This window comes from Paractinoplanes pyxinae, from assembly GCF_026626335.1.
In the GTDB taxonomy this organism is placed as follows: domain Bacteria; phylum Actinomycetota; class Actinomycetes; order Mycobacteriales; family Micromonosporaceae; genus Actinoplanes; species Actinoplanes pyxinae.
The window spans coordinates 1-22,975 of the sequence record NZ_JAPNTZ010000020.1; the positions used below are offsets into that span (position 1 = coordinate 1).

Sequence of the window (22,975 nt, forward strand, 5' to 3'; positions counted from 1 at the left end):
ACTTTGGAAAAGCGTCCCGGCAGTCAAATCAACTGCCAAAGGAATCTCCCACCGAACTACTCGTTCCGAAGAACGAGCAAGCCGGCCGGGGTATTACTTAATTGGCACTGGCTTATCAAGCACCCTGTTGAGTTCTCAAAGAACAACCACACCCGGCTGACCGCTCCGGGGCACTTCAACTACTTTACCCGGCGCTTTCCGTTCCGCCAAATCCGGGTTGCGACCCGCATTTCGCCGAAACCGAAAGGCTTGGGCACCACGAATTCCGCAGGAAGAATAGCTGGCCGCTGACGGCGCAGTGCTTCACCCTGTTGGATCTTCGTGGGTTCCGTCAGGACGGCCGCGCCCGGACCTCCGAAGAGTCCCGCTCGCTCGCCCGTCTCCCTGGCGGCTCGGAAAACATTACCCCTTGTTCGCGCGACCGCCAAATCGGGTCCCCATGGCGTGGCTCACCCTTCCGTGGCGGGGTGGGTGGGGGGTGAGCGCGGCTGACGTCGGCGCGGAGCGCATGAACTAACTCCGGCGCCGTGATGGGGCTGGTGCGGAGCGCGTGAACTAACTCCGGCGCCGTGATGGAGCCGGCGCGGAGCGCATGGACTAAGTCCGGCGCCGTTGGGAGACGCGTGGGGAGATTTGAAGGTCAACTGCGGGCTTGGCTGGCCTCCCCGGGGCGGCGGCCTGAGCGAATCGCAAGCTGCCGGGATCCGCAACCCAAACCCCAGGTTGCGGATCCCGGCAGCTCACGATGGGACTTGGCTGCCGCCCCGGGGAGACCAGCCAAGCCAAGGCATCACATTGAGGAGAAGGTAGGGCTGCGCCATTGAGCTGAAGCCCAAGGCTGAGAGCGAGGTACAGCTCCGCTACCTAGCTAAGGCCTGTCGTTAGGGCGAACCTAAGGCTGCGTCACCGGGCCTACGCCCGAGGGGAACGGGACTGCGCCGCCCGCCCAGCTCAAGCGTTCATGGATCGGTCTAGTTCGTTCCCGCCTGCCGCGTAAGCGGCACGGTGCGAACGCGCGCCCCACCACCCAGGTCCGCCCGGGTGACAAGACCTCAGTCCCTCGACCACAGCGCGGAAGCCAGACCCGGAAGCCGCACGGGTCTCCCCAGCTCAGCCATGCAACCAGAGAAGCACCGACCACGACGCTGCCAGAAGTTGAAACCATCCGAGGTCGGGGGCGAGGGTGAGCAAGCACGGACATGCGCTTTTCGGACGAGCTTGCTCACCCTCGCCCCCGACCGTCCACCGCAAGCAAGCCCAACTGATCATGGCGGGGCGGTTCGATGATGGGATGGCTGTGGGTGAGCAGGATCTGAGGAACGGAGAAGGCTGTGGCTGACGCAGATCTGGTGTTCGTCGGGGGGCATGTCTTCTCGTCTGACGAAGGAGGCCGGCCGGCTTCGGCGCTGGCGGCCTCGGGCGGGCGGATCGTCGCGGTCGGAGCCGACGACGAGGTGCGCGAACTGATCGGCGCCCGCACGGAAACCGTCGAGCTGAACGGCCGGCTCTTGCTGCCCGGGTTTCAGGACGCGCACATCCACGCCGTCATGGGTGGGGTGGAGATGGGGCAGTGCGACCTCACCGGGACCGTGGACCGGGACGAATATCTGCGGCGGATCAAGGTCTATGCCGAGCAGCACCCGGAGGCCGAGTGGATTGTCGGGGGCGGGTGGTCCATGGAGAGCTTCGAGAACGGGGTGCCGGATCGGCATCTGCTGGATCGGGTGGTTCCGGATCGGCCGGTTTATCTGCTCAACCGGGATCACCATGCGGCCTGGGTCAACACGAAAGCCCTTGAGGTTGCCGGCATTACGAGCGCCACCCCGGATCCGGCCAGTGGGCGGATCGATCGGGATGCGGACGGCAATCCGGTGGGCGCCTTGCAGGAGGGGGCGATGGATCTGGTCGCCGTGCCGGAGATGACTCAGGAAGTCATGTATGAGGGGTTGCTGCGGGCGCAGAAGCTCCTGCATGGTCTCGGCATCACTGCCTGGCAGGACGCCATGCTAGCCGCATCGAACGGATACGCGGACGTCTCTGATGCGTACGAGAAAGCGGCGCAAGCGGAAGCTCTCACCGCGACCGTCGTCGGGGCGCTCTGGTGGGATCGGGATCGGGGGCTCGAGCAGATCCCTGACATCCTGGCCAATCGGGAGCGGCTGACTGTGGGGCGGCTGCGCTCCGATTCCGTCAAGTTGATGCTGGACGGGATCGCCGAGAACTTCACGGCCTCTATGACCGAGCCCTACCGCGATTCGTGTGGGTGTTCCACGGCTAATCGGGGGCTTTCGTTCATTGATCCTGAGGCGTTGAAAGAGTACGTCGTCGAGCTCGACCGGCTCGGTTTGCAGACGCATTTCCACGCGTTGGGCGACCAAGCCGTACGCAATGCTTTGAATGCCATTGAGGCGGCGCGGGCCAAGAACGGCCCGAGCGACACCCGGCCGCATTTGGCGCACCTGCAGGTGGTGCACGCCGACGACGTGGCGAGGTTCGCCCGGCTCGGGGCCACCGCGAACATGCAGCCACTCTGGGCGGCGCACGAGCCGCAGATGGACGAGCTGACCATTCCGTTCCTCGACCCGAGCCTGGTAGCCCGGCAGTACCCGTTCGGTGACCTGTACCGCAGCGGGGCGTGGCTGGCCGGGGGCAGCGACTGGCCGGTCAGCTCGCCCGATCCACTGCAGGGCATCCACGTGGCGGTCAACCGGGTGCTGCACGGCGAGCAACGTGACCAGTTCCTGCCCGAGCAGGCGCTCGACCTGCGTACGGCGTTGACCGCCTACACGGCCGGGTCGGCGTACGTGAATCGGCTCGACGACACAGGACAGCTGCGTCCGGGGTTCCGGGCCGACCTGGTCGTGCTCGACCGGGACCTGTTCGCGGCGCCGGTCGAGGAGATCGGGGACGCGTCGGTGGCGCTCACTTACGTCGGTGGAGATCGGGTGTACGGGTGACCGAGGCCGGCGCCAGGCGCTGGGCGGGGATGAGGACGGCGCCCGGGCGGGGCACCAGCGCGCCCACGATGACGATCAGGCCCAGCACGGCGATGGCGTCGACCCAGTAGTGGTTGCCGGTCACCACCACGACGAGCAGCGTGAGCACGGGGTGGGCGATCCACAGCCAGCGTTTCCAGCCGGCGGTGGTGGCCATCAGCGCGAGCGCCACCACCACGGCCCAGCCGACGTGCAGGGACGGCATGGCCGCGTACTGGTTGCTCAGGGTGTCCGTGTCGGGCGAGCCGTAGACCGAGGGGCCGAGCAGCCGGCCCGAGTCGACGATCCCGGCCCAGGGCAGCATGCGCGGCGGGGCGAGCGGGAAGACGGCGTGGATGACCAGGGCGAACGCGGTCAGCGTGGCCAGGGTGCGGCGCATCCACAGGTACGTCTCCGGCTTGCGCACATACATCCAGATGAGCGCCAGCGCGGTCGCGGGGAAATGCACGTACGCGTAAAAGCAGTTGGCCGCCCGCATCCACCACTCGTGACCGAGCAGGCTGGTCTGCAGACCGGCCTCGCTGGGCAGGTGCAACAACCGCTCGAAGTGCCAGATTGCGCCGGCGTTGTTCATCGCCTCGGTGACGTGCCCGTCGACGAGCAGCCGCCCGGCCTTGTAGGCGAGGAACAGCACGGCCACCAGAGCGAACTCCCGCACCGCACGACGCACCGTTGTGCCGTTCATCTGCACCCCCAAGACGACCAAGGATCGTCCCGAAGTTGCAGTCCCGGCAATCTTTCACAGTGAGAAACTGATCACTGCCGGCCGATGACGTTCGGGCGACGCGTACGTGAAGATCAATCGAACGGCGAAGGTACCAGGGGGATGCCAACCCTGGTGATCAGCTCGTCGACCGTGATCCCGAACGTCTCGACGACCCGGACCCCGTCCGGTTCGACGGCGAACGTCGCCACATCGGTGTAAACCCTGCTCACACAGGCTCTTCCGGTCAGCGGATAGGTGCACTCGGGCACGAGTTTCGGCTTGCCGTCCTTGGCGAACAGGCTCATCATCACGAAGACCTGCTTGGCCCCGATGGCCAGGTCCATCGCTCCGCCGACGGCCGGGATGGCGTCGGGCGCGCCGGTCGACCAGTTGGCCAGGTCGCCGCGGGCCGACACCTGGAACGCGCCCATGATGCAGACGTCGAGGTGGCCGCCGCGCATCATCGCGAACGAGTCGGCGTGGTGGAAGTACGAGGCGCCGGGCAGCTCGGTGACCGGCTGCTTGCCCGCGTTGGTGAGGTCGGGGTCGATCTCGTCGCCGATGGCCGGACGACCCATGCCGAGCATGCCGTTCTCGGTGTGCAGGACGACGCCGCTGTCCGGGCGCAGGTAGTCGGCGACCATCGTGGGCTGGCCGATGCCGAGATTGACGTAGGCGCCGTCCGGGATGTCCCGGGCGACGATCTCGGCCATCTGCTCACGCGACAGGCTCATACCTGCACCAGCCGATTCACATAGATGGCGGGAGTCACGACCACTTCAGGGTCCAGTTCGCCGACCTCCACGATCCGCGACACCTGGGCGATGGTCACGGCGGCGGCGGTCGCCATCACCGGGCCGAAGTTGCGGGCCGTCTTGCGGTAGACCAGGTTGCCCATCTTGTCGGCGACGTGGGCCCGGATCAGGGCGACGTCGCCGCGGATCGGGTACTCCAGCAGGTACTCGCGGCCGTCGATGACCCGGGACTCCTTGCCCTCGGCCAGCGGCGTGCCCACCCCGGTCGGGCTGAAGAACGCGCCGATCCCGGCCCCGGCGGCGCGCAGGCGCTCGGCCAGGTTGCCCTGCGGCACGACTTCCAGCTCGATCTGGCCGGCGCGGTAGAGGCCGTCGAACACCCACGAGTCGGACTGCCGCGGAAAGCTGCACACGACCTTGCGTACGCGACCGGCCGCGAGCAATGCGGCCAAGCCGGTGTCGCCGTTGCCCGCGTTGTTGCTGACGATCGTCAGATCGCCCGCGCCGTGCTCGATCAGCGCGTCGATCAGCTCGACCGGCATCCCGGCCATGCCGAACCCGCCGACCAGCACGGTGTGGCCGTCCTCGACCGCACTGACGGCTTCCGGAGCGGAGACGATCATGAAGGCTCCGCCAGCACCTGCTGGGCGATGCGGAAGGCGGTGTTCGCGGCCGGCACGCCGCAATAGATGGCGCTCTGCAACAGCACTTCCTTGATCTCGTCGTCGGTCAGCCCGTTCCGGCGGGCGGCGCGCAGGTGCATCGCCAGCTCCTCCTGGTGGCCCAAAGCCACGAGCGCGGTCAGGGTGATCATCGAGCGGCTGCGGCGGTCCAGGCCCGGGCGGGTCCAGATCTCACCCCATGCGTACGCGGTGATGAGCTCCTGGAAATCGTGGGAGAACGGGGTCGTACCGGCCACGGCCCGGTCGACGTGCTCGTCGCCCAGCACCTGCCGCCGCACGGCCATCCCGGCCTCGCGCACCCGGTCGAGCGTGACCGGGCCGCCGAAGTGCTCGTCGAGCAGGGCCGCCACCTCGTCCGGTTTCTCGGCCGGAGCCAGGTGGGCGGTGTTCTCGAGCAGGGCGAAACGGCCGTTCCGTACGCCGGTCGCGATCCGGGCCAACCCGTCCGGCGGCGTCGGCTGGTCGTCGGAGCCGGCCACGGCGAGCACCGGCGCAACAATTTCACCCAGTCGATCCCGTACGTCGAAAGCGGCGAGAGCCTCACACACGAGCGCGTAGCTTTCCGGGTCGGCCGCCCGCAACGCGTCGAGCAATGCAGCCGCGACCGCGGGTGAACGCTGGGCGAACCCGGGCGCGAACCAGCGCTGCTGCGAGGCCCCGACCACGGCGTGCACACCGTCCGCGCGTACGGTCTCGGCCCGCTGCCGCCAGCCGGTGCTCTCGCCTATCTTGGCCCCGGTGCAGATCAGCGCGGCCGACTCCACCCGCTCGGGCGCGTCCAGCAGCAGCTGCAGGCCGACCGCCCCACCCACCGACACGCCCGCATAGCGGAACGACTCGCCCGGGCGCACCTGATCGGCCAGCGTCAGCACGCCCCGGGCCAGCCCGGCGACGCCGAACCCGCCATGCGCGGGAGCGCTGCCGCCGTGACCGGGCAGATCCCAGCCGACGACGTGGTGCTGGCCCTGCAGCCTCTCGGCGGTGCGCCGCCACAACGCGTCGACGGACGTGCCCAGCGACGGGCCGAGCAGCAGCAGCGGACGGCCGGGGGCGTCGACGATGGTGGTCGCGGTCAGCATCACTTCTCCCCTGCTCGGGCCAGGGCGGCGTCGATGATCTCGTCGGTGGCCCCGCGGTACGGCTCTTGTCGCGCGCTTCCGCCGGTCGGCGGCTCGTCATGATCTTGGTCGGCGAGGTGGTTGCCATCCCGAGCCCCCACCCTCCCTGGGGAAGAGGAAGGGGACTTTACGCTGCTGTCAAGCTCGGACGGCTCGGTTGTCCACAGGGCGGCCGCCGCGTCCGCGTACTTCCGTTGCTCGGCGTCGATTCCGGGGCGTGCAGCGGCCAGCGTGGCGGCCATCCGCTGCTCGTCCACGCGCAGGCCGGCGAGCATGTCGGCCGTCTGCGAGCCCGCGGCGACCGTGCGGCGGGCCAGCGTGCGCAGCGTCGCCCACTCGACGTGCCAGGCGCCGTCGGCCCGCTCGTCCACCATGGAAGCCGCCGCTGTGTGCAGGGTTGCGGCCAGCGGCGGGCCGGCCAAAGCAGCACGGCGAACAAGAACCGCCAGCGTCGGATTGCGCTTGTTGGGCATCGCCGACGATCCACCGACGGCAGCGAGCGAGAGCTCACCGATCTCGGGGCGGGTCAAGGTCAGCACGTCGTTGGCTATTCGGCCCCACGCGTCGGTACAGGTCACAAGCGCGTCGCCGAAGCGGGTGAAAGGCGCGCGGCCGGTGTGCCAGGGCTGGTGCAGCGGCAGTCCGAGCCGCGCGGCCGTGGAGGCGACCCGTGCGACTGCGAGATCGGGCGACCCCTCGATGGCGACCACAGCAGCCAGGCTCCCGGCCGCTCCCCCGATCTGGATGGGCAGGTCAACTGCGGCCAACAGGTCGCGGGCGTCGAGCACCCCTTGCAGCCAGCCGGCCACCTTGAGCCCGAACGTGATCGGGATGGCGTGCTGGGTCAGCGTGCGGCCGGCCATGTCGGTGTGCCGGTGCCGGTCGGCCAGCTCGGCCAGCGTGGCGATCTGCGCCGCCAGGTCGTCGCGGATCCGTTTGGCGGCCTCGCGCAGGCAGAGCACCAGGGCCGTGTCGAGCACGTCCTGGCTGGTCAGGCCGCGATGCAGTCCGTCGGGAGCGTTTCGTGAGCGCAGCAGGGCGAGCAGCGGGATGACCGGGTTGCCGCCCTCCTCAGCCCGGACGGCCAAGGCGGGCAGATCGTCCGGGCCGGCCAGCCCGGACAGGTCGGCGCCGAGCCAGGCGGATTCGACGCGCAGCAGGGCGGTCAGGACGGCGGCGTCGGTGCAGAGGTCGCCGCTGCGGGCGTCGCCGGGCCAGAGCAGGTCGCTCATCGGCGCCGGCTCATCGGGCCTGCCGGGGATAGCTCAGGAACACCGTCTCACCCTCGCCCTGCAGGTGGATGTCGAAGAGCAGCCCGCGCTCCTCGCGAGTGGTGATCAGCGTAGCGCGGCGCTCGCCGGAGAGCCCGTCGAGAAGCGCATCCGGTTCGTCGCCGGGCAGGTAGGCCCGGGTGAACAACCGGTCGGTGAGCCCGCGCGCGAACACGGTGACCGCGAAGAACGGCCGCCGCCCGGGCGTGGTCGCCCCCGGCACGAGCGTCGAGAACCAGTAGTGCCCGTCCCCGTCGGTCTGGGCGCGGCCCCAGCCGGTGAACGTGAAGCCGTCGCGGCGGATGGAGCCGGTCGCGCGGGGCACGGCGCCCGACGGGTCGGCCTGCCAGATCTCGATCAGGGCGTCCGGCACTGCTGCTCCCCGGCCGTCCAGGACGCGCCCGTGCAGGCGTACGGCGTCGGGGTGTCCCGCCGGCACCAGCAGGTTCCCGCCCTCGAAGGGCAGCCCCAGGTGGAAGAACGGCCCGACGGTCTGGCCCGGCGCGAAGCTCACGACTCCTCCAGGGGCGTGCGGTGGGTGCCGCTGAGCACGATGTCCCAGCGATAGCCGAGGGCCCGCTCGGGCGTGGTCACACTATGGTCGTACGCGGCAATTAGTAGTTCTCTGGCCTTCGGGTCGGTCACCGACTGGAAGATCGGGTCGAGGTCGAACAGCGGGTCGCCCGGGAAGTACATCTGCGTGACCAGGCGCTGCGTGAAGTCGGTGCCGAACAGCGAGAAGTGGATGTGCGCGGGCCGCCAGGCGTTGAGGTGGTTGCGCCAGGGGTACGCGCCGGGCTTGATCGTCTGGAACGTGTAGCCGCCGTCGTCGTCGGTGAGGCAGCGCCCGGCCCCGATGAAGTTCGGGTCGAGCGGCGCCGGGTGCTGGTCGCGCTGATGCCAGTAGCGGCCGGATGCGTTGGCCTGCCAGATCTCGACCAACTGATTCCGTACGGGTCTCCCGTCGCCGTCGATGACCCGGCCGGTCACCACGATCCGCTCCCCGAGCGGCTCCCCGGAGCGCTGGATCGTCAGGTCGGCCTCGGCGTCGTCGATGTCGGCCGCGCCGAAGCAGGGCGCCCACAACTCGACCCCCTCGGGATCGACCTGGTGCAGGTCACGCGTCGGATGCCGGAGCACGCTGCTGCGGTAGGGCGGGTAGTCCCGGCGTGGCTGCGGACCGCCGCTCCCCCGCAACGCCTCGATCTCGCGACTCATGTCGGCCTGGGTCTCCACGCTGGCGACGCTAGTGCAGCGCGGGAGGCGAGACGATACTTGGCTTCCGTTCAGTGGAAGGGGTGGCGATGGCGGCCAGCGTGACGTCGCGGGCGCTGGACGTCCTGGGCGCGTTCGACGCCGAGCATCGGAGCCTGACGTTGAGCGAGCTCGCCCGCCGGGCCGGTCTGCCCCTGGCCACCGCGCATCGGCTGATCGGCGAGCTGCGGGAGTGGGGCGCGCTGGCCCGGCTCGAGTCCGGCGAGTACGTGATCGGGCGGCGGCTGTGGGACCTCGGGCTGCTCGCGCCGGTGCAGTCGGGGCTGCGCCAGGCCGCTTCGCCCTTCCTGCACGACCTGTACGGGGCCACGCTGGCCACGGTGCACCTGGCCGTCCGGGACGGGTGCGAGGTGCTTTACGTCGACCGGCTGGCCGGGCACGTCTCGGTGCCGGTGGTCAGCGAGATCGGCTCGCGCCTGCCGCTGCACGCCACCGGGGTGGGCAAGGTCCTTTTGGCGTACGCGCCGGAGGACGTCCGTGCGGAGGTGTTCACCCGCCTGACCCGGATCACCCCGTACACCATCACCCAGCCGTCGCGTCTGGCCGAGCAACTTCGACGGGTCAGGACCGACGGGTACGCGACCACGGGCGAGGAGATGAGCCTGGGCGCATGCTCGGTGGCCGTGCCGGTCGGGGCCGACGGCGTGGTGGCCGCGCTGGGCATCGTCGTGCCGGATCTGCGCCGCGACAAGGCCCGCCTGGTGGCCGCTCTGCAGGTGGCGGCGCGGGGCATCGGTCGCACGCTGGCTTCCGCTGAATGAAAACCCGGCCTTGCCGCCGGGCCCGCGCTGCCGTTGGCTGAGCCCATGCGCACTCAGGTCGCCATCATCGGCGCCGGCCCGGCCGGACTTCTGCTCGCCCATCTGCTGCGCCGCGGCGGCGTCGACGCGGTGGTGCTCGAGACCCGCTCGCAGGAGTACGTGGCCGCGCGCATCCGGGCCGGCATCCTCGAGAGCTCCAGCGTCGAGCTGCTGGAGTCGGTCGGGCTGGGCGACCGGCTGCGGTCCGAGGGCCACGAGCACCGCGGCATCTATCTGCAGATGCCGGGCGAGCGGCACCACCTGGACTTCGTCGATCTGGCCGGCCGCAGCGTCTGGGTCTACGGCCAGACCGAGGTGCAGAAGGACCTGGTGGCGGCGGGTACGGCCGAGGTGCACTACGAGGTCACGGACGTTCAGCTGCATTCCGTCGAGTCGGACCCGTACGTGACATTCGTCGACGCTGCGGGCGCCGCGCAGCGCGTGGACGCGGAGGTCATCGCCGGGTGTGACGGGTCGTTCGGCCCGTCCCGGGCGGCGGCTGAGCCCCGGCAGGCCTTCGAGCGCGTGTATCCGTACTCGTGGCTGGGAATTCTGGCCGACGTCGCGCCCTCGACGGACGAGCTGATCTACGCCTGGCACCCGGACGGGTTCGCGCTGCACTCGATGCGCTCCGAGACCGTCAGCCGGCTGTACCTGCAGGTGCCGAACGGCACCGACCCGGCCGACTGGCCCGACGACCGCGTGTGGGCCGAGCTGGCGACCCGGCTCGGCGACGGCGAGAACGGCTGGAAGCTGACGCCCGGCCCGGTCACCGAGAAGAGCGTGCTGCCGATGCGCAGCTACGTGCAGACCCCGATGCGCCACGGCCGCCTGTTCCTGGCCGGCGACGCCGCCCACATCGTGCCGCCCACCGGCGCCAAGGGCCTCAACCTGGCCATCGCCGACGTGGCCCTGCTGAGCGCGGCGCTGGTCGCCCTCCTCCGCCAAGGCGATTCCCGCCTCGCCGACAGCTACTCCGACGACGCCTTGCGGCGGGTCTGGCGCTGCACCCACTTCTCGTGGTGGATGACGACGATGCTGCACGCCAGCGGCGACCCGTTCGACGCACAGCTCCAGCTCAGCCAGCTCAGGTGGGTGACCACCAGCACCGCCGGAGCGACCGGGCTGGCGGAGAATTACGCCGGCTTGCCGATCGGGTTCTGACTTTTTCCACGCGCGGTTCCGCCTTCGGGGAGGATTTCGACGCGGAACAACACTTGGCTGGATCTCGGGACCGCGAATGGCGATCGTGTAGTGGTCACGGATAGTCAAGGAGAAGAACCATGCGCAAGTGGTGGCCACTTGTCACGATCTGCCTGGGCACTTTCATGCTGCTCATCGACGTCACCATTGTGAATGTCGCTCTGCCGCCGATGGCGGTGGACTTGCACACCTCGTTCACGGCCCTGCAGTGGGTCGTCGACGGTTACGCGCTGTCGCTGGCCGTCCTGCTGCTCGGCGCGGGCGCGCTGGGTGACCTGTACGGGCATCGCCGCCTTTATGCGGGCGGGCTCATCGTGTTCGCGCTCGCCTCGCTGGCCTGCGGGCTGGCCACCGACGGCGGCACCCTGATCGCGGCCCGCGTCGTGCAGGGCGTCGGCGCCGCGGCCATGTTCACCACTACGTTCGCGCTGTTCAACAGCTCGTACCAGGGGCGGGAGCGGGGCATCGCGTACGGCGTGTGGGGTGGCGTCTCGGGCGCCGCGGCCGCCGTCGGGCCGGTGCTGGGCGGCGTGCTCACCGAGTGGATCGACTGGCGCTGGATCTTCTTCGTCAACCTGCCGATCAGTGTGGTCGCCGTCGTCGCCACCTTCGTCGTGCTGCGGGCCGACCCCGGTCACCGTCGCGGCAAGTTCGACCTGCCCGGCACGATCACCTTCACGGTCGCCGCCACCGCGCTGACCCTGGCCGTGATCCGGGCCAACACCGAGGGCTGGACGGCGTTCGCCACCTGGGGCCTGCTGCTGCTCAGCGTGGTCGGCCTCATCGCCTTCGCGCTGGTCGAGCGGCGCAGCGCCCACCCCATGCTCGACCTCAAGCTGCTGCGCAACCGCTCGTTCGGCGGCATCCTGATCGGCGCGCTGCTGGTCAACATGGCCGCGTTCGCCGCCTTCACCTACACCTCGATCTGGCTGCAGAGCCTGGAAGGGTTGTCGCCGCTGAAGGCCGGGCTGGTCGGCCTGCCCATGTCGATCGTGTCGGTCATCGTCTCCGGCATCGCGGGCGCCCGGCTCCACGGCCGCTCGCCGCGGCTCATCATCGGTCTCGGCCTGCTGCTGATCGGCGCCGGCTCGGCTCTCACGGTTCTGCTGCTCCAGCCGGGTTCGAGCTGGCCCGCGCTGATCGCCGGCTACGCGGTCATCGGCGCCGGCGTCGGCCTGGTCATGCCCACGCTGGCCGAGGCGGCCATGGCCGCGGTTCCGCGGGACCGCAGCGGCATGGCGGCCGGCGCGATCAACACGGCCCGGCAGCTGGGCTTCGCGATCGGCATCGCGTTGCTGGGCACCGCTTTCGCCGGTCGGGCTCGTGCGCACCTGACGGACGCGGGCGCCCCGAACGCCGCCGACACCGCGCACGGGCTCGCCGCCGGACAGGCCGGCCGCATTCTGGCGGCAGTTCCCGATTCCGTACGGGCCACAGTGGAGGCAGCACTGCGAGGCGCCGCCATCGCCGGTCTCGACGCGGCGTTCCTCGTCGCCGCCGCGGCCGGAGTGGTCGCGGGCATCGCCGTCCTGCTGCTGGTCCGCCCGGCCCGCCCGGCCGCGCCGTCAGACGACCGGCCCGCGCAGGACGCCGTTCTCCAGCAGTGACACGGCCAGCTTGACCCGGGTCACCAGCGGCACGGTCTCGCAGGTGCGCACCTCGCGGATCGCCGCCACGTCGGTGGTCAGGTAGCGGTAGAGGGCGGCCGCGTCCGGGCACAGCGCGATGGCGACCAGTGACGCGGCCCCCGTCACGGCCGAGGCCCAGGCCAGCTGGCGGTGATCGGCCAGCCGCGCTCCCACGGAGGCCAGGTCGGTCGGGGCGACCGTGAACCAGAGGTACGCCACCTCGCGGAAGCCCAGCGCGGTGCTGGCCGTGTCCAGGTCGTACCGGACGAGCCCGGCCGAGGCGAGAGTCTGCAGGCGCAGCCCGACCTTGCGCTGCGTCCAGCCCGTCGCCTCGGCCAGCGCGGCATAGCTGGCCCGGCCGTCGTGGGCCAGCGCCACCAGCAGTGGCCGGTCGTCCGGGGTCAGCTCGGCCGGGGCGGCGGGCTCGGCGACGGCCGGCCCGTCGGCCAGCAGCTCACGCCGCTGGTCGCTGCCGAGCTGGTCGGTGGCGGTGATCCAGTCCGCCTCGCCGCGCCCGATGAACCGGTGCAGCACCTGATGCGAGCTCAGCGAGAGCACGTTGGACGCGCGCGGCAGGTGGTGCAGCAGGCCTTCCCGGCTCTCGGGCGAGCCCTCGTCCACGGTGACCTGGCAGGTCAGCTCGGCGCCGCCGGCCCCGATCGAGACCCAGCTGGTGTCGGTACGCCGGGCCAGCGCGGCCGCCGTGGCGGCAGCAGTGCCGGGACGGCAGACGATCCGCAGAAGCCACGAGCTCGTCGTCGAGACGGGGTTGGCGATGCCGAACACCCGGATCAGGCCGTGCGTCCGCATGCGCTGGTACCGACGGGAGACGGTCTGCTCGGACACGTCGAGCACCGCGGCCAGGCGGGCGAACGGGACGCGCGGTGAGAGCTGCAGCCCGTGGATGATCTGCCGGTCCAGGCGGTCGATGCCGGCGGGCCCGGCCGGAGTCAGCGCCGGCACCGCCGGATCGTACCCCGAGGGGGTTCCAACGCATGCACAAGTGAACATATTCGCAGGTCAAAGCTTCAATGGAAACGCCCTCAGGGGGACTGGAACGGCGGCCCGAGCCCGCTATGGTGGGGCGCGGCCGACCGCATTGGAGTGACCCTTGCCCCCGCCCCAGCTCGACACCAGACCACCGGCGACGCGGACGGAGCGCCGCGTCGGCTCGCTGGAAATTCTCGCCGGGCTGCTCGTGTTGCTGGTCGTGTTTCGCGGGCCGCTGTCCGATCTGGTCTCCGGGCCGGCCCTGTCGACGTGGACCACGGTGTTCGTGTCGGTGCTCGTGCAGGCGGCGCCGTTCCTGGCCTTCGGGGTGGCGCTGTCGGCGGTGATCGCCGTGTTCGTGCCGCGCTCGTTCTGGGCCAGGGCTCTGCCCAGCCATCCGGCGCTGGCCGTGCCGACGGCCGGGCTGGCCGGTGTCGTGCTGCCCGGCTGCGAGTGCGGCAGCGTGCCGATCGCCGGATCGCTGATCCGGCGCGGCGTCACCCCGGCCGCGGCGCTGGCCTTCCTGCTGGCCGCGCCGGCCATCAACCCGATCGTGCTCACCGCCACCGTGGTCGCCTTCCCCGGCCGCCCCGAGATGGCCGTCGCGCGCGGCCTGGCCAGCCTGGTCGTGGCCGTGCTGATCGGCTGGCTGTGGCTGCGCCTGGGCAAGACCGAATGGATCAAACTGCCGCACCGGCCCGAACTCGACACCCTGCCCCAGTGGCAGGCGTTCTGGGCCGCCTGCCGCCACGACGTCCTGCACGCCGGCGGCTTCCTGGTCATCGGCGCGGCCGCCGCGGCCACGATCAACGTCGTCGTGCCCGAAGCCTGGCTGACCAGCCTGGCCGCCAACGCCGTGCTGTCGGTGCTGGCGCTGGCCGTCCTCGCCGTCCTGCTGTCCATCTGCAGCGAGGCCGACGCTTTCGTAGCCGCCTCGCTGAGCCAGTTCTCGCTCACCTCACGCCTGGTGTTCCTGGTCGTCGGGCCGATGGTCGACCTCAAGCTGATCAGCATGCAGACCGGCGTGTTCGGTTCGCGGTTCGCCTCCCGCTTCGCCCCGGCCACGTTCGTCATGGCCGTCGCGGTCGGCACGATCTTCGGAGTGGTCCTGCTGTGAACAAACTGACCCAGGGCGTGGTGCTGCTGCTGTTCGGCGGGGCGATCCTGCGGGCGTCGGTCACCGACCTGTACCTGCGCTACGTCAAGGAGGGACTGCGGCCGTTCCTCATCGCCACCGGCGTGCTGCTGGTGACGGCCGCGGTGATGACCATCTGGTACTCGTTCCGCGAGTCGGCCTCCTCGTCGCCCGACGATCATGGACACGAGCATCACGGGCCGGGCGTGGGGTGGCTGCTCATCCTGCCGGTGCTGGGGTTGCTGCTGGTCGCGCCGCCGGCTCTGGGTTCGTACGCGGCCAACCAGGCGGGCAGTGTGGTCGCGGAGCCGGTCGGCGGGTCGGACTATCCGCCGTTGCCCGCTGGGGATCCCGTTGAGCTCGGTCTGGTCGACTACGCGTCGCGGTCGCTGTTCGACGCGGGCCAGAGCCTGGCGGGGCGCGAATTGAGCCTCACCGGGTTCATCACCGTCGCGCCGGACGGGTCGCCGATGCTGGCCCGGATGGTGCTTTCGTGCTGCGCCGCCGACGGCCGTCCCATCAAGATCGGGCTGGACGGGCGGGCGCCGATCGACGTGCCCGCCGACACTTGGGTCCGGGTCACCGGCGTCCACACCGGCCGCACGAGCAAGGACCCGGTCAACAACGTCGATGTCGCCTACTTCGACGTCCGGACGTGGCAGGAAGTCGCTGAGCCGAAGCAGCCCTATGCATGACCTCGCCGCGTCATCCGAGTCACCGCCGATGACCACGCCGCCGCCCAGTTCTCCCGACCGGCTCCTGGCCCGCCGAAGGCATTGGCCAACGGTCGCTGCCCTGGTCGTCGCTCTCGGGGCCGGTTCCGTGCTGTTGTTCGGCGGCGCGAAGGACGATCCGGCGCCCGCACCGCCGACCCGCACCGACGCCAGGAGCGCCTGGCCCGGGGTTCCGCGCGCCGATCTGGCGGCCACCCTGCCGGACGGGCCGCTGTTCACGCCGGCGATCTTCCTCGACGCCACGACGGCCGTCGGCACGGCGCCCACGCCCAAGGGCGACGAGTCGCGGCTGCTGCTGCGCACCGGCCGCCAAGTGCGGGAGCTGCGACGCGTACCGCTGGACCGCAACCCGCAATTCGAGGCCTTCACCGCCGCCGGCAACCAGATCTTCTGGGCCGAGTCGACTGCCGACACACCCGCCGTACGGTTGTGGACCGCGAATCGCAGCGGCGGCGCGGCCCGGATGCTGACCGCCGACTCCGGGAACGCGGTCTTCTTCGGCAACCAGTACGACCTGGTGGTGGCCGACGGCAAGCTGCACTGGGCGGCCGCGCCGGGCGACGTCGCCAAGACCACCGAAATCCGGTCGGTGCCGGTCGGCGGCGGACCGGTCGCCGTACGCACCGAGCCCGGTCAATGGTCGTTGTCGGCGTGGCCGTGGCTGGTCGACGACGGCAGCACGTCGGGCGAGCCGCGGCTGCGCAATCTGGCCACGGCCCGGGACACGCCGATCGTGAGCAGCGGCCTCGACGTGCTCACCTGCGGTCCGGTGTGGTGCCGGGCCATGGTGATGGGCGAGGAGACGCTGACGCGCATCGACCTCGTACGCCCGAATGGTTCCGACCGCCGCAAGATCGCCGGAGGGGCGGCGCAGTCGGCGATCACCGACGTGGCCGTGCTCGACCGCTTCGAGATCCTGAGTGAGCCCGGCCCCGACACCGACCTCACCGGGGCGGCGGCGCTGGTCGTCTACGACATCAGCACCGGCCGTACGGTCGACGTCGCCCCGGACGCGGACGGCGCCTTCTCGCGCGGCGGCCTGCTCTGGTGGTCGACCGCCACTCAGGACGAAGAGATCACGTGGCACACCCTCGACCTGCGTGCAGTGCCTTGACCGATCATGACAAGTGCCACACTGAGCGACCAAACGCCCGCGCTCGTACGTCTGCATGAAGGACACTCACCTACCGTGAGGAAGTACGCATGCGGGTAAGGGCTCTGACGGCGGCCGTCCTGATGGCAGTTGTCGCAGGTTGCGGCGGCAGCAGCAAGCCGGTCGAACCGCCGCCGAGCGCGTCGGCTCCGGTCACACCCAGTGCACCGACGGTGACCGAAGCGAAGCCGCAGGCCCGGACGATCGCGTTGTCCCACCTGCCGGCAAACCTGCGCGGCCGGGTGCCTCAGTTCGCGCCGGCGCCCCCGGCCGCGACCAAGGTGAAGCTGCCCACCGACGGCACCGCCGGTTGGTACTCGCGCATCCCGACCGATCAGAAGGTCGCCTTCATCACGATCGACGACGGATGGGTCAAGCACCCGCTGGCCCTCAAGCTCATGCAGGCGGCCGACGTGCCGGTCACATTGTTCCTCGAGGTGGACGCCGTCAAGTCCGACCCGCAGTACTTCGCGAAGATGCAGGCGGCCGGGGCCACGATCGAGAACCACACGATCACCCACCCGAACCTCAAAGGCCGCTCGTACGAGTCACAGAAGCGGGAGATCTGCGGGGGTGCCGACCAGCTGGCCACCCTGTACGGGCGTCGGCCGGTGCTGTTCCGGCCGCCGTTCGGCAACCACGACCACAACACGTTGCGGGCGTCGCACGACTGCGGCATGAAGGCCGCGTTCTTCTGGAAAGAGACCACCAACAAGGGCAAGGTCCGCTTTCAGGAGGGGCCGGGTGTGAAGCCGGGCGACATCATCCTGATGCACTTCCGCGACCGCTTCCCCGACGACTTCCTGGCCGTCCTGCAGGCGATCCACAAGGCCGGCCTCACGCCGGCCAAGCTCGAGGACTACATCCCGTAAAGCTCTGGCGGGCACCGGTTTTTGGCGGGCGCCGCGGCAGGGGACGATCCTGTCGCGGCGCCCGGGCCTGAAGCGCGGCCGGCCCAGCCCGATGGCCGGCCGCGCGGCTCAGGCCGGAGAACAGGCCGCGCCGTTGAGCGTGAAGCCGCTCGGCGCCGAACTGTTCCCGGAGTGGTTGGCCTGGAAGCCGATCGAGACGCTGGAACCGGCGGCGATCGTGCCGTTGTAGCTCGCGTTGCGCGCGGTCACCTGCCCCGAGGTGGGCGAGTAGGTGGCGTTCCAGCCCGAGGTGATCGTCTGCCCGGCGGCCAGCGTGAAGCCGAGGCTCCAGCCGTTGACCGCCGCGCTGCCGGTGTTGGCGATCGTCACCTGCGCCGTCAGGCCGGTGTTCCACGAGTTGACCGTCGTCGTCGCCCGGCAGGCGCTCGGGTTGCCGGGCGGCGGCGTCGTGGGAGGCGGCGTGGTCGGCGGAGGCGTGGTCGGTGGCGGTGTCGTCGGAGGTGGCGTTGTCGGAGGTGGCGTCGTCGAGTCCAGGCCGAAGAACGCGATCGCCAGCCGGGCCATGCCGCTCAACGGCAGCGAGTGACCCACCCCGGCGACGCTGATGCCCTCGACCGGGGCCGTCACGGCCGCGGACCCATAACGCGTACGGGTCCAATTGGCCTGTGGCGAATCGGTGAGCACCGGCGTCTGGCTGACGCCCAGCACATTCGTCCACTGCTTGATCGACTCGCCGAAGTTCGGGTACTGCAGCGTGGTGTCGGTCGTGCCGTGGACGACCTGCATGCGCGGACGACGGCCGGTGTAACCCGGATAGGCCGCGCGCACCAGGTCACCCCAGGCCTGCGGGGTCTTGCTGACCTGGCCGTTGGCGCACGCGCTGTTCCACATCGAGCCGTCGGTGGTGGCGAAACAGCCGAACGGCACGCCCATGAACGCGGAACCGGCCGCGAACACGTCCGGATAGTCGCCGAGCAGGACGTTGGTCATCATCGCGCCCGAGGAGGCGCCGGTGACGAACGTGCGGTTCGGGTCGGTGCCGTAGCGCTGCTGCACGTACCGGACCATCGACACGATGCCGGCCGGGTCGCTGGTGCTGTCATGCCGCAACGCGCCCGGCGTGGACACGTCGAAACACTGACCCGACCGGGTAGCCGACGGGTAGACGACTATGAAGCCGTATTGGTCAGCCAGCGAAGCAAATTCCGTACCGGAAAAGAAGGCCGGACCCGTGCCGGTGCAGTAATGCACGGCCACCAGCAACGCCGGGTTGGCCGCCACGCGATCCGGCACGTAGAGGTGCATGCGCAGGTTGGTCGGATTGGCGCCGAAGCCGGTGACCTCTTGCAGGCTCGCGGCCGACGCCGGCGCGGCCGGGGCGACCAGGGCCAGGGCGAGCGCCGCCCCGACCGCGGCCAGGAACCTCCTCATCGCGACGTGCAGGTCGCGGTGGCGGGACCGGTGCCGGTGCCCTGGAAGCCGAACTCGGTGCTGCCGCCCGCGTTCACGCCGCCGTTGTAGGCGACGTTCGAGAAGCTGACCGCGCCGCTCGAGCCGCTGGCCGTGGCGTTCCACGAGTTCGTGACCGACGAGCCGGACGACAGGGTGAGGCCGGCGGTCCAGCCGTTGATGCGCGCCGAACCCGCGGTGACCTTCACGGTGGCGACGAAGCCGCCCGTCCACTGGTTGAGCGAAACCGTCGCGGTGCACCCGTCACCGGTGGGCGGCGGAGGGGTGGTCGTGGTCGGCGGGGGCGGCGAGGTCGTGGTCGGCGGTGGGGTGGTGGTCCCGCCGTTCAAAGCGTCCAGAGCGGCTGTGTACGCGGCCTTCTTGTTGCCGCTGCCGTCGAACAGCAGTGGGGTGCCGCTGGCCCGCCACGAGTCGGAGTCACGGATGCCCCAGACGGTGATGCCGTTGCAGCGGGTGACAGCCAGACAAGCACGGACGGCCGACGCGTACGAGTTGGCCTGGGCCGTGCCGGAACCTTCGATGTCCAGCTCGGTGATCTGCACGTCGACGCCCAGGTTGGCGAAACGCTGCAGGTTGGCCTGGTAGTCCGAAGGCAGCGGGGACTGCGAGTTGAAGTGCGACTGGAAGCCGACACAGTCGATCGGGACGCCGCGGGCCTTGAAGTCCTGCACCATGGCGAAGACGGCGTTGCTCTTCGCGTTCTGACCGTCGGTGTTGTAGTCGTTGTAACAGAGCTTGGCGGCGGGGTCGGCGGCGCGGGCGGCCCGGAAGGCGACCTCGATCCAGTCGTTGCCGGTGCGCTGCAGGTTCGAATCGCGGCGGGCGCCGGAACCGCCGTCGGCGAACGCCTCGTTGACGACGTCCCACGAGTCGATCTGGCCCTTGTAGTGGGTGGCGACCTGGGTGACGTGGTTGAGCATGGCGTTGCGCAGCGCGGTGCCGCTGAGGTTCTGGGCCCAGCCGGGCTGCTGCGAATGCCAGGCCAGGGCGTGGCCGCGGACCTTGGCGCCGATCGACTTGGCCCGGGCGACGATCTGGTCGGCGGAACCGTACGAGAAAGAGCCCTGGGTGGGCTCGGTGGCGTCCCACTTCATCTCGTTCTCGGGGGTGACCGAGTTGAACTCGCGGTTGAGGATGCCGGAGTACGTGGAGTCGGAAAGCTTGTAGGCGGCCACGGCGGTGCCGAAGTAGCGGCCCTTTTCGGCGGCGGAGGCGCCGAGGGTGGTGGCGGCCTCGGCCGTGGAAGCGACGGCTATGGCACCGGACGTGGTGGCTAGGAGGGCGGCCGTGGCCAGGAGGACGCGGCGGCGTTTGGGGTCCATGGTGGAGCCTTTCCGAGCTGTGGAGCGATCGGTGGGAGCGCTCCCGGGGATGCGACAGAAAGTGACCCGGATCGATCGAAACTTTAACGTCGGGTTCCGGTATCGGCAACGGGCAATGTTGTTTCCAGTAGCCCTTGACCTTCAGCCGTTGGGGGTTTGGGCTGGGTCTATGCCTTTTGCTAAGCGCCGGAAGTTTCGGGTTTTCCCCTGCGCGGGGGGCGTCGTTGTTCTGTTGCGCTGGGACGGCCGGGCCCGAGGGTGAGCACGCCAGGCTTACAACCGTCACCATGCCTTGCGTGCTCACCCTCGGGCCCGGCCTTGCATAGATTTACGTCGCTCTTGCGTTGTGGTTGGTGCTTCTCTGGGTGCATGGTTGGGCGGGGTAGACCCGTGCGGGTTGGGGGTCTGGCTGCCGCGCTGGGGACGAACCAGGACTTCTTCTTACTCGGGCGGGCCTTTGTGGTGGTTTCGCGTTCGCACCGTGCCGGTTGCGCTTGTGGGTGGTTGAAGGGCGTGGGGGGCCGGGGTGGGCGTCGTCCGGGAGAGAGAGGCTGAGCCTCGCGGGGTGGGCGCCACTTGAATGGCACCGCCGCGGCGGTGTCCGACGGTATCTGTGGGCAAACGGTGGTCGGCGGCACGTGGGGAGATGAACTTGAGCCTCGCGGGGTGGGCGCCTGCTGAACGGAGCGGCCGCGCTGGTTCAAGGCAATCGGCGCTGGGTGCAAGGTGGGTGGGCCTCGACCGCGAAGCCCCTCTGCCGGCGAAGCAGCCGAAGAAGGTGGCCCGCAACATGTCGGCCGCAGCCGCGATCCGCTCGATGATGGCGGCCTCGTAGCCCTGTTCCTCGAACAGGCGAAGGCGGCGGTGCGGATCGCCCGCCAGGCAGTCCAACGTCCGAAGGCGTCACGAGCAAGGTCTGGTTCCTCACCGGCACGTCCCACGGTTCCGGCCGCCAGTTCGCCGAGTCAGCGCTCGATCACGGCGACCAGGCCGCCCCCACGCCCCGCGACCTCAGCACTCTCGACGATCTGGCCGCCGAGTACGGCGATGCACTGCCGCCGTCGGCTCCCGACCGTCGCAAGGCTCAAGCTGATCCGCTTCGTGGCGACGCCCACCCACCTGTGCGCCCAGCGCTGTTTGCCTTGTACCAGCGTGGCGGCTCCGCTCAGCAGGCGCCCACAACGCCGGCTCAAGGCTTAGTCCCCAGTGCTCGGCCGGTCGACTCTGGCCTTTGGGGAGCAGTTCGGCACCGAGCTGCGTGAGTGGGTCGCGTTGCGCGGGGGCGACGGACTGAGTGGTGCCCTTCAGCTCGAGCTGGTTCGCGCGGCCGTCACCAGCGCCTACCGGAGCTGGTCGGCGGACGAGTCTTTGACGCCTGCCTCGACCAGGCGCGGCCACATCTGGCCGGAAGGGAGTTGGTGCGCGGCGTGAGAGCCAGGTCACATCCGGGTGGCGATGAGATGCGGGCGCCGGGGTGGTCTGAGGGGGTGTCACGTACCGAAGAAGCAGGGGAAGGCAGCGGCGATGAGCTTTCAGGCGTACCTCGACAATGTTGAAGGCAAGACGGGGCTTACGCCTCGGCAGTTCATGGCGCTGGCTCACGAGCGGGGGCTGGATGGGCCGTCGGTCAAGGCGGGGCAGATCGTGGAATGGCTCAAGGAGGACTACGGGCTGGGGCGGGGGCATGCCATGGCGCTGGTGCACGTGATCAAGAACGGGGCTCAGATCAGCGACAAGCACGTGGGGACGTCGGGTAGTCACCGCGACGAGTCGGACACGCTGTGGCTGGACGGGGTTGCGAATCGGCCTTAGCCGGGCCGGGCTAGTGTGCCGGCCATGGCCAGCTTCGCGATCGCCTCGATCGGCACGGTCCGCAACGAGCGTACGGACGTGCAGAACACCGACAACTGGGGTGCCGTCCGCAGCACGATCACCGTCGACGAGCGCTTCGGTGAGGCGAGCCTGCAAGGGCTGGACGGCTTCTCGCATGTGGAGGTTCTGTTCGTCTTCGACCAGTTCCCGGACGAGGGCGACTTCCGCGAACCGCTCCCCTACCGCGGGCGCGCCGACCTTCCGCCGATGGGTGTCTTCGCCGGCCGCGGTCCCCGGCGCCCGAACCGCATCGGGGTGACGTGCTGCGCGATTGTGTCCGTCCGGGGGCGCGAGTTGACGGTAACGGGCCTGGACGCGGTCACCGGCACTCCGGTCATCGACGTGAAGCCGGTGATCGCGGAGTTCGTCCCGTCCGGCGTGACGCAGCCGGGCTGGGTCAGCGGCATGATGGCCGACTACTTCGCCTGAAGGCCGGCGCGGTCCCTCGCCAACTTGATGAGGTCGTTCCGGTAGCCCTCGTGGGGGACATCCGGCGCCAGCTCGAGCAGGAGGTCGGAGTCGGCCGGTGAGCCTTCGGCCAGGAAGCGGTACGCCGCACCGGCCGCCCGAAGCGTGCTGTCCTCAGCTTTGTGGCTGAGGCCTTTCCGTACGAGGTCCGCCGCCGCGCGGAAGTCGTGATCCTGGGCGGCGAGGTCGGCCAGGTCCAGGTAAGGCGACCAGTTGGCCGGGTCGATGCGCAACGCCTGGCGCAGTGCCGTGGCCTGCTGGCGGCGGTCGCCGAGGTAACCCCACGTGCCGGCTCGGACGACCTGGGCGAGCATCGTCGGTCGGTCGGCCAGGCCGGTGGCCGTCACCGTGGTGAGGAAACGGTCGTCGCCGAACCACGGTGCGGCGGCCCAGGCCACGGTGGGCCGGTGGCCGATCACCGATCCCAGCCGACGCGCGGGCTGGTCCATGTCGGCCTCGGCGAAGCTGAGGTAGGCGCCGGCCACGAACTGCCAGTGGGCGCCGGGCTCGACACGTCGGGGCAC

23 protein-coding genes are annotated in these 22,975 nt (G+C 70.0%); 11 read left to right on the plus strand and 12 right to left on the minus strand.

The genetic code is table 11. The features are described from left to right. Window positions 1-291 (plus strand): hypothetical protein (locus tag OWR29_RS40850; protein ID WP_267568966.1); only part of this gene is annotated, 291 nt, incomplete at its 5' end. A gap of 1,040 nt (window positions 292-1,331) precedes the next feature. Continuing rightward, window positions 1,332-2,957 carry an amidohydrolase gene (locus OWR29_RS40855; RefSeq protein WP_267568967.1) on the plus strand — a complete coding sequence of 542 codons (1,626 nt, stop codon included), beginning with the start codon at window positions 1,332-1,334 and terminating at the stop codon, window positions 2,955-2,957. Here OWR29_RS40855 and OWR29_RS40860 read toward each other — a convergent pair. The 7 genes from OWR29_RS40860 to pcaH all read right to left on the minus strand — a co-directional run bounded on the left by OWR29_RS40860 (window position 2,923) and on the right by pcaH (window position 8,765). After that, on the minus strand, window positions 2,923-3,681 hold the full coding sequence (locus tag OWR29_RS40860) for a phosphatase PAP2 family protein (RefSeq protein ID WP_267568968.1): 759 nt from the start codon (window positions 3,679-3,681) through the stop codon (window positions 2,923-2,925). The two genes, OWR29_RS40855 and OWR29_RS40860, sit on opposite strands and share 35 nt — an antisense overlap. A 113-nt stretch (window positions 3,682-3,794) precedes the next feature. After that, entirely contained in the window at window positions 3,795-4,436 is a 642-nt protein-coding gene (locus tag OWR29_RS40865) for a 3-oxoacid CoA-transferase subunit B (RefSeq protein WP_267568969.1), read from the minus strand. Next, complete coding sequence (locus OWR29_RS40870; RefSeq protein WP_267568970.1) at window positions 4,433-5,080, minus strand: 3-oxoacid CoA-transferase subunit A; 648 nt, start codon at window positions 5,078-5,080, stop codon at window positions 4,433-4,435. The genes OWR29_RS40865 and OWR29_RS40870 overlap by 4 nt, the downstream gene beginning before the upstream one ends. Beyond that, window positions 5,077-6,219 (minus strand): bifunctional 3-oxoadipate enol-lactonase/4-carboxymuconolactone decarboxylase PcaDC, encoded by a 1,143-nt coding sequence (gene pcaDC / locus OWR29_RS48365; protein ID WP_267568971.1) that lies wholly within the window; start codon window positions 6,217-6,219, stop codon window positions 5,077-5,079. The genes OWR29_RS40870 and pcaDC overlap by 4 nt, the downstream gene beginning before the upstream one ends. Further along, window positions 6,219-7,490, minus strand: coding sequence for a lyase family protein (locus OWR29_RS40880; RefSeq protein ID WP_267568972.1), 1,272 nt, complete (start codon window positions 7,488-7,490; stop codon window positions 6,219-6,221). Before OWR29_RS40880 ends, pcaDC begins: the two co-directional genes overlap by 1 nt. A 10-nt stretch (window positions 7,491-7,500) precedes the next feature. Continuing rightward, entirely contained in the window at window positions 7,501-8,043 is a 543-nt protein-coding gene (gene pcaG / locus OWR29_RS40885; RefSeq protein WP_267568973.1) for a protocatechuate 3,4-dioxygenase subunit alpha, read from the minus strand. Further along, window positions 8,040-8,765 (minus strand): protocatechuate 3,4-dioxygenase subunit beta, encoded by a 726-nt coding sequence (gene pcaH / locus OWR29_RS40890; RefSeq protein ID WP_267568974.1) that lies wholly within the window; start codon window positions 8,763-8,765, stop codon window positions 8,040-8,042. Before pcaH ends, pcaG begins: the two co-directional genes overlap by 4 nt. 68 nt (window positions 8,766-8,833) lie before the next feature. Between pcaH and OWR29_RS40895 the strand changes: the two genes are divergently transcribed. From OWR29_RS40895 to OWR29_RS40905, 3 genes are all read left to right on the plus strand, one after another. Then, entirely contained in the window at window positions 8,834-9,565 is a 732-nt protein-coding gene (locus OWR29_RS40895) for an IclR family transcriptional regulator (RefSeq protein WP_267568975.1), read from the plus strand. A 45-nt stretch (window positions 9,566-9,610) separates the two neighbouring features. Further along, window positions 9,611-10,768, plus strand: a complete 1,158-nt coding sequence (locus tag OWR29_RS40900; protein WP_267568976.1) for a 4-hydroxybenzoate 3-monooxygenase — start codon at window positions 9,611-9,613, stop codon at window positions 10,766-10,768. Between the two features lie 119 nt (window positions 10,769-10,887). Then, on the plus strand, window positions 10,888-12,414 hold the full coding sequence (locus OWR29_RS40905; protein ID WP_267568977.1) for an MFS transporter: 1,527 nt from the start codon (window positions 10,888-10,890) through the stop codon (window positions 12,412-12,414). On the opposite strand, the gene OWR29_RS40910 is transcribed toward OWR29_RS40905, so the two are convergent. Continuing rightward, window positions 12,373-13,398 (minus strand): Lrp/AsnC family transcriptional regulator, encoded by a 1,026-nt coding sequence (locus OWR29_RS40910; protein ID WP_267568978.1) that lies wholly within the window; start codon window positions 13,396-13,398, stop codon window positions 12,373-12,375. The two genes, OWR29_RS40905 and OWR29_RS40910, sit on opposite strands and share 42 nt — an antisense overlap. Before the next feature lie 148 nt (window positions 13,399-13,546). On the opposite strand from OWR29_RS40910, the gene OWR29_RS40915 reads away from it, so the two are divergent. From OWR29_RS40915 to OWR29_RS40930, 4 genes are all read left to right on the plus strand, one after another. Next, window positions 13,547-14,542 carry a permease gene (locus OWR29_RS40915; RefSeq protein WP_267568979.1) on the plus strand — a complete coding sequence of 332 codons (996 nt, stop codon included), beginning with the start codon at window positions 13,547-13,549 and terminating at the stop codon, window positions 14,540-14,542. Beyond that, on the plus strand, window positions 14,539-15,255 hold the full coding sequence (locus OWR29_RS40920) for a TIGR03943 family putative permease subunit (RefSeq protein ID WP_267568980.1): 717 nt from the start codon (window positions 14,539-14,541) through the stop codon (window positions 15,253-15,255). Before OWR29_RS40915 ends, OWR29_RS40920 begins: the two co-directional genes overlap by 4 nt. Next, entirely contained in the window at window positions 15,248-16,408 is a 1,161-nt protein-coding gene (locus OWR29_RS40925; protein WP_267568981.1) for a hypothetical protein, read from the plus strand. The genes OWR29_RS40920 and OWR29_RS40925 overlap by 8 nt, the downstream gene beginning before the upstream one ends. A 212-nt stretch (window positions 16,409-16,620) precedes the next feature. Continuing rightward, window positions 16,621-17,319, plus strand: coding sequence for a polysaccharide deacetylase family protein (locus tag OWR29_RS40930; RefSeq protein WP_267568982.1), 699 nt, complete (start codon window positions 16,621-16,623; stop codon window positions 17,317-17,319). A gap of 108 nt (window positions 17,320-17,427) precedes the next feature. Here the strand turns inward: OWR29_RS40930 and OWR29_RS40935 are convergent, their stop codons facing one another. The 3 genes from OWR29_RS40935 to OWR29_RS48205 form a co-directional block, all read right to left on the minus strand. Then, window positions 17,428-18,750, minus strand: coding sequence for an extracellular catalytic domain type 1 short-chain-length polyhydroxyalkanoate depolymerase (locus OWR29_RS40935; protein ID WP_267568983.1), 1,323 nt, complete (start codon window positions 18,748-18,750; stop codon window positions 17,428-17,430). After that, window positions 18,747-20,111, minus strand: coding sequence for a glycoside hydrolase family 10 protein (locus tag OWR29_RS40940; RefSeq protein ID WP_267568984.1), 1,365 nt, complete (start codon window positions 20,109-20,111; stop codon window positions 18,747-18,749). The genes OWR29_RS40935 and OWR29_RS40940 overlap by 4 nt, the downstream gene beginning before the upstream one ends. 441 nt (window positions 20,112-20,552) lie before the next feature. Beyond that, a complete protein-coding gene (locus OWR29_RS48205; protein ID WP_369077363.1) occupies window positions 20,553-21,002 on the minus strand; it encodes a TetR family transcriptional regulator in 450 nt (149 codons plus the stop codon). A gap of 633 nt (window positions 21,003-21,635) precedes the next feature. On the opposite strand from OWR29_RS48205, the gene OWR29_RS40945 reads away from it, so the two are divergent. Continuing rightward, window positions 21,636-21,923, plus strand: coding sequence for a DUF4287 domain-containing protein (locus OWR29_RS40945; protein ID WP_267568985.1), 288 nt, complete (start codon window positions 21,636-21,638; stop codon window positions 21,921-21,923). A gap of 24 nt (window positions 21,924-21,947) precedes the next feature. After that, the gene (locus tag OWR29_RS40950; protein ID WP_267568986.1) at window positions 21,948-22,412 is read left to right on the plus strand and encodes an SAM-dependent methyltransferase; all 465 of its coding nucleotides are present in this window, start codon (window positions 21,948-21,950) and stop codon (window positions 22,410-22,412) included. Here OWR29_RS40950 and OWR29_RS40955 read toward each other — a convergent pair. Next, window positions 22,400-22,975 carry a tetratricopeptide repeat protein gene (locus tag OWR29_RS40955; RefSeq protein WP_267568987.1) on the minus strand — a complete coding sequence of 192 codons (576 nt, stop codon included), beginning with the start codon at window positions 22,973-22,975 and terminating at the stop codon, window positions 22,400-22,402. The two genes, OWR29_RS40950 and OWR29_RS40955, sit on opposite strands and share 13 nt — an antisense overlap.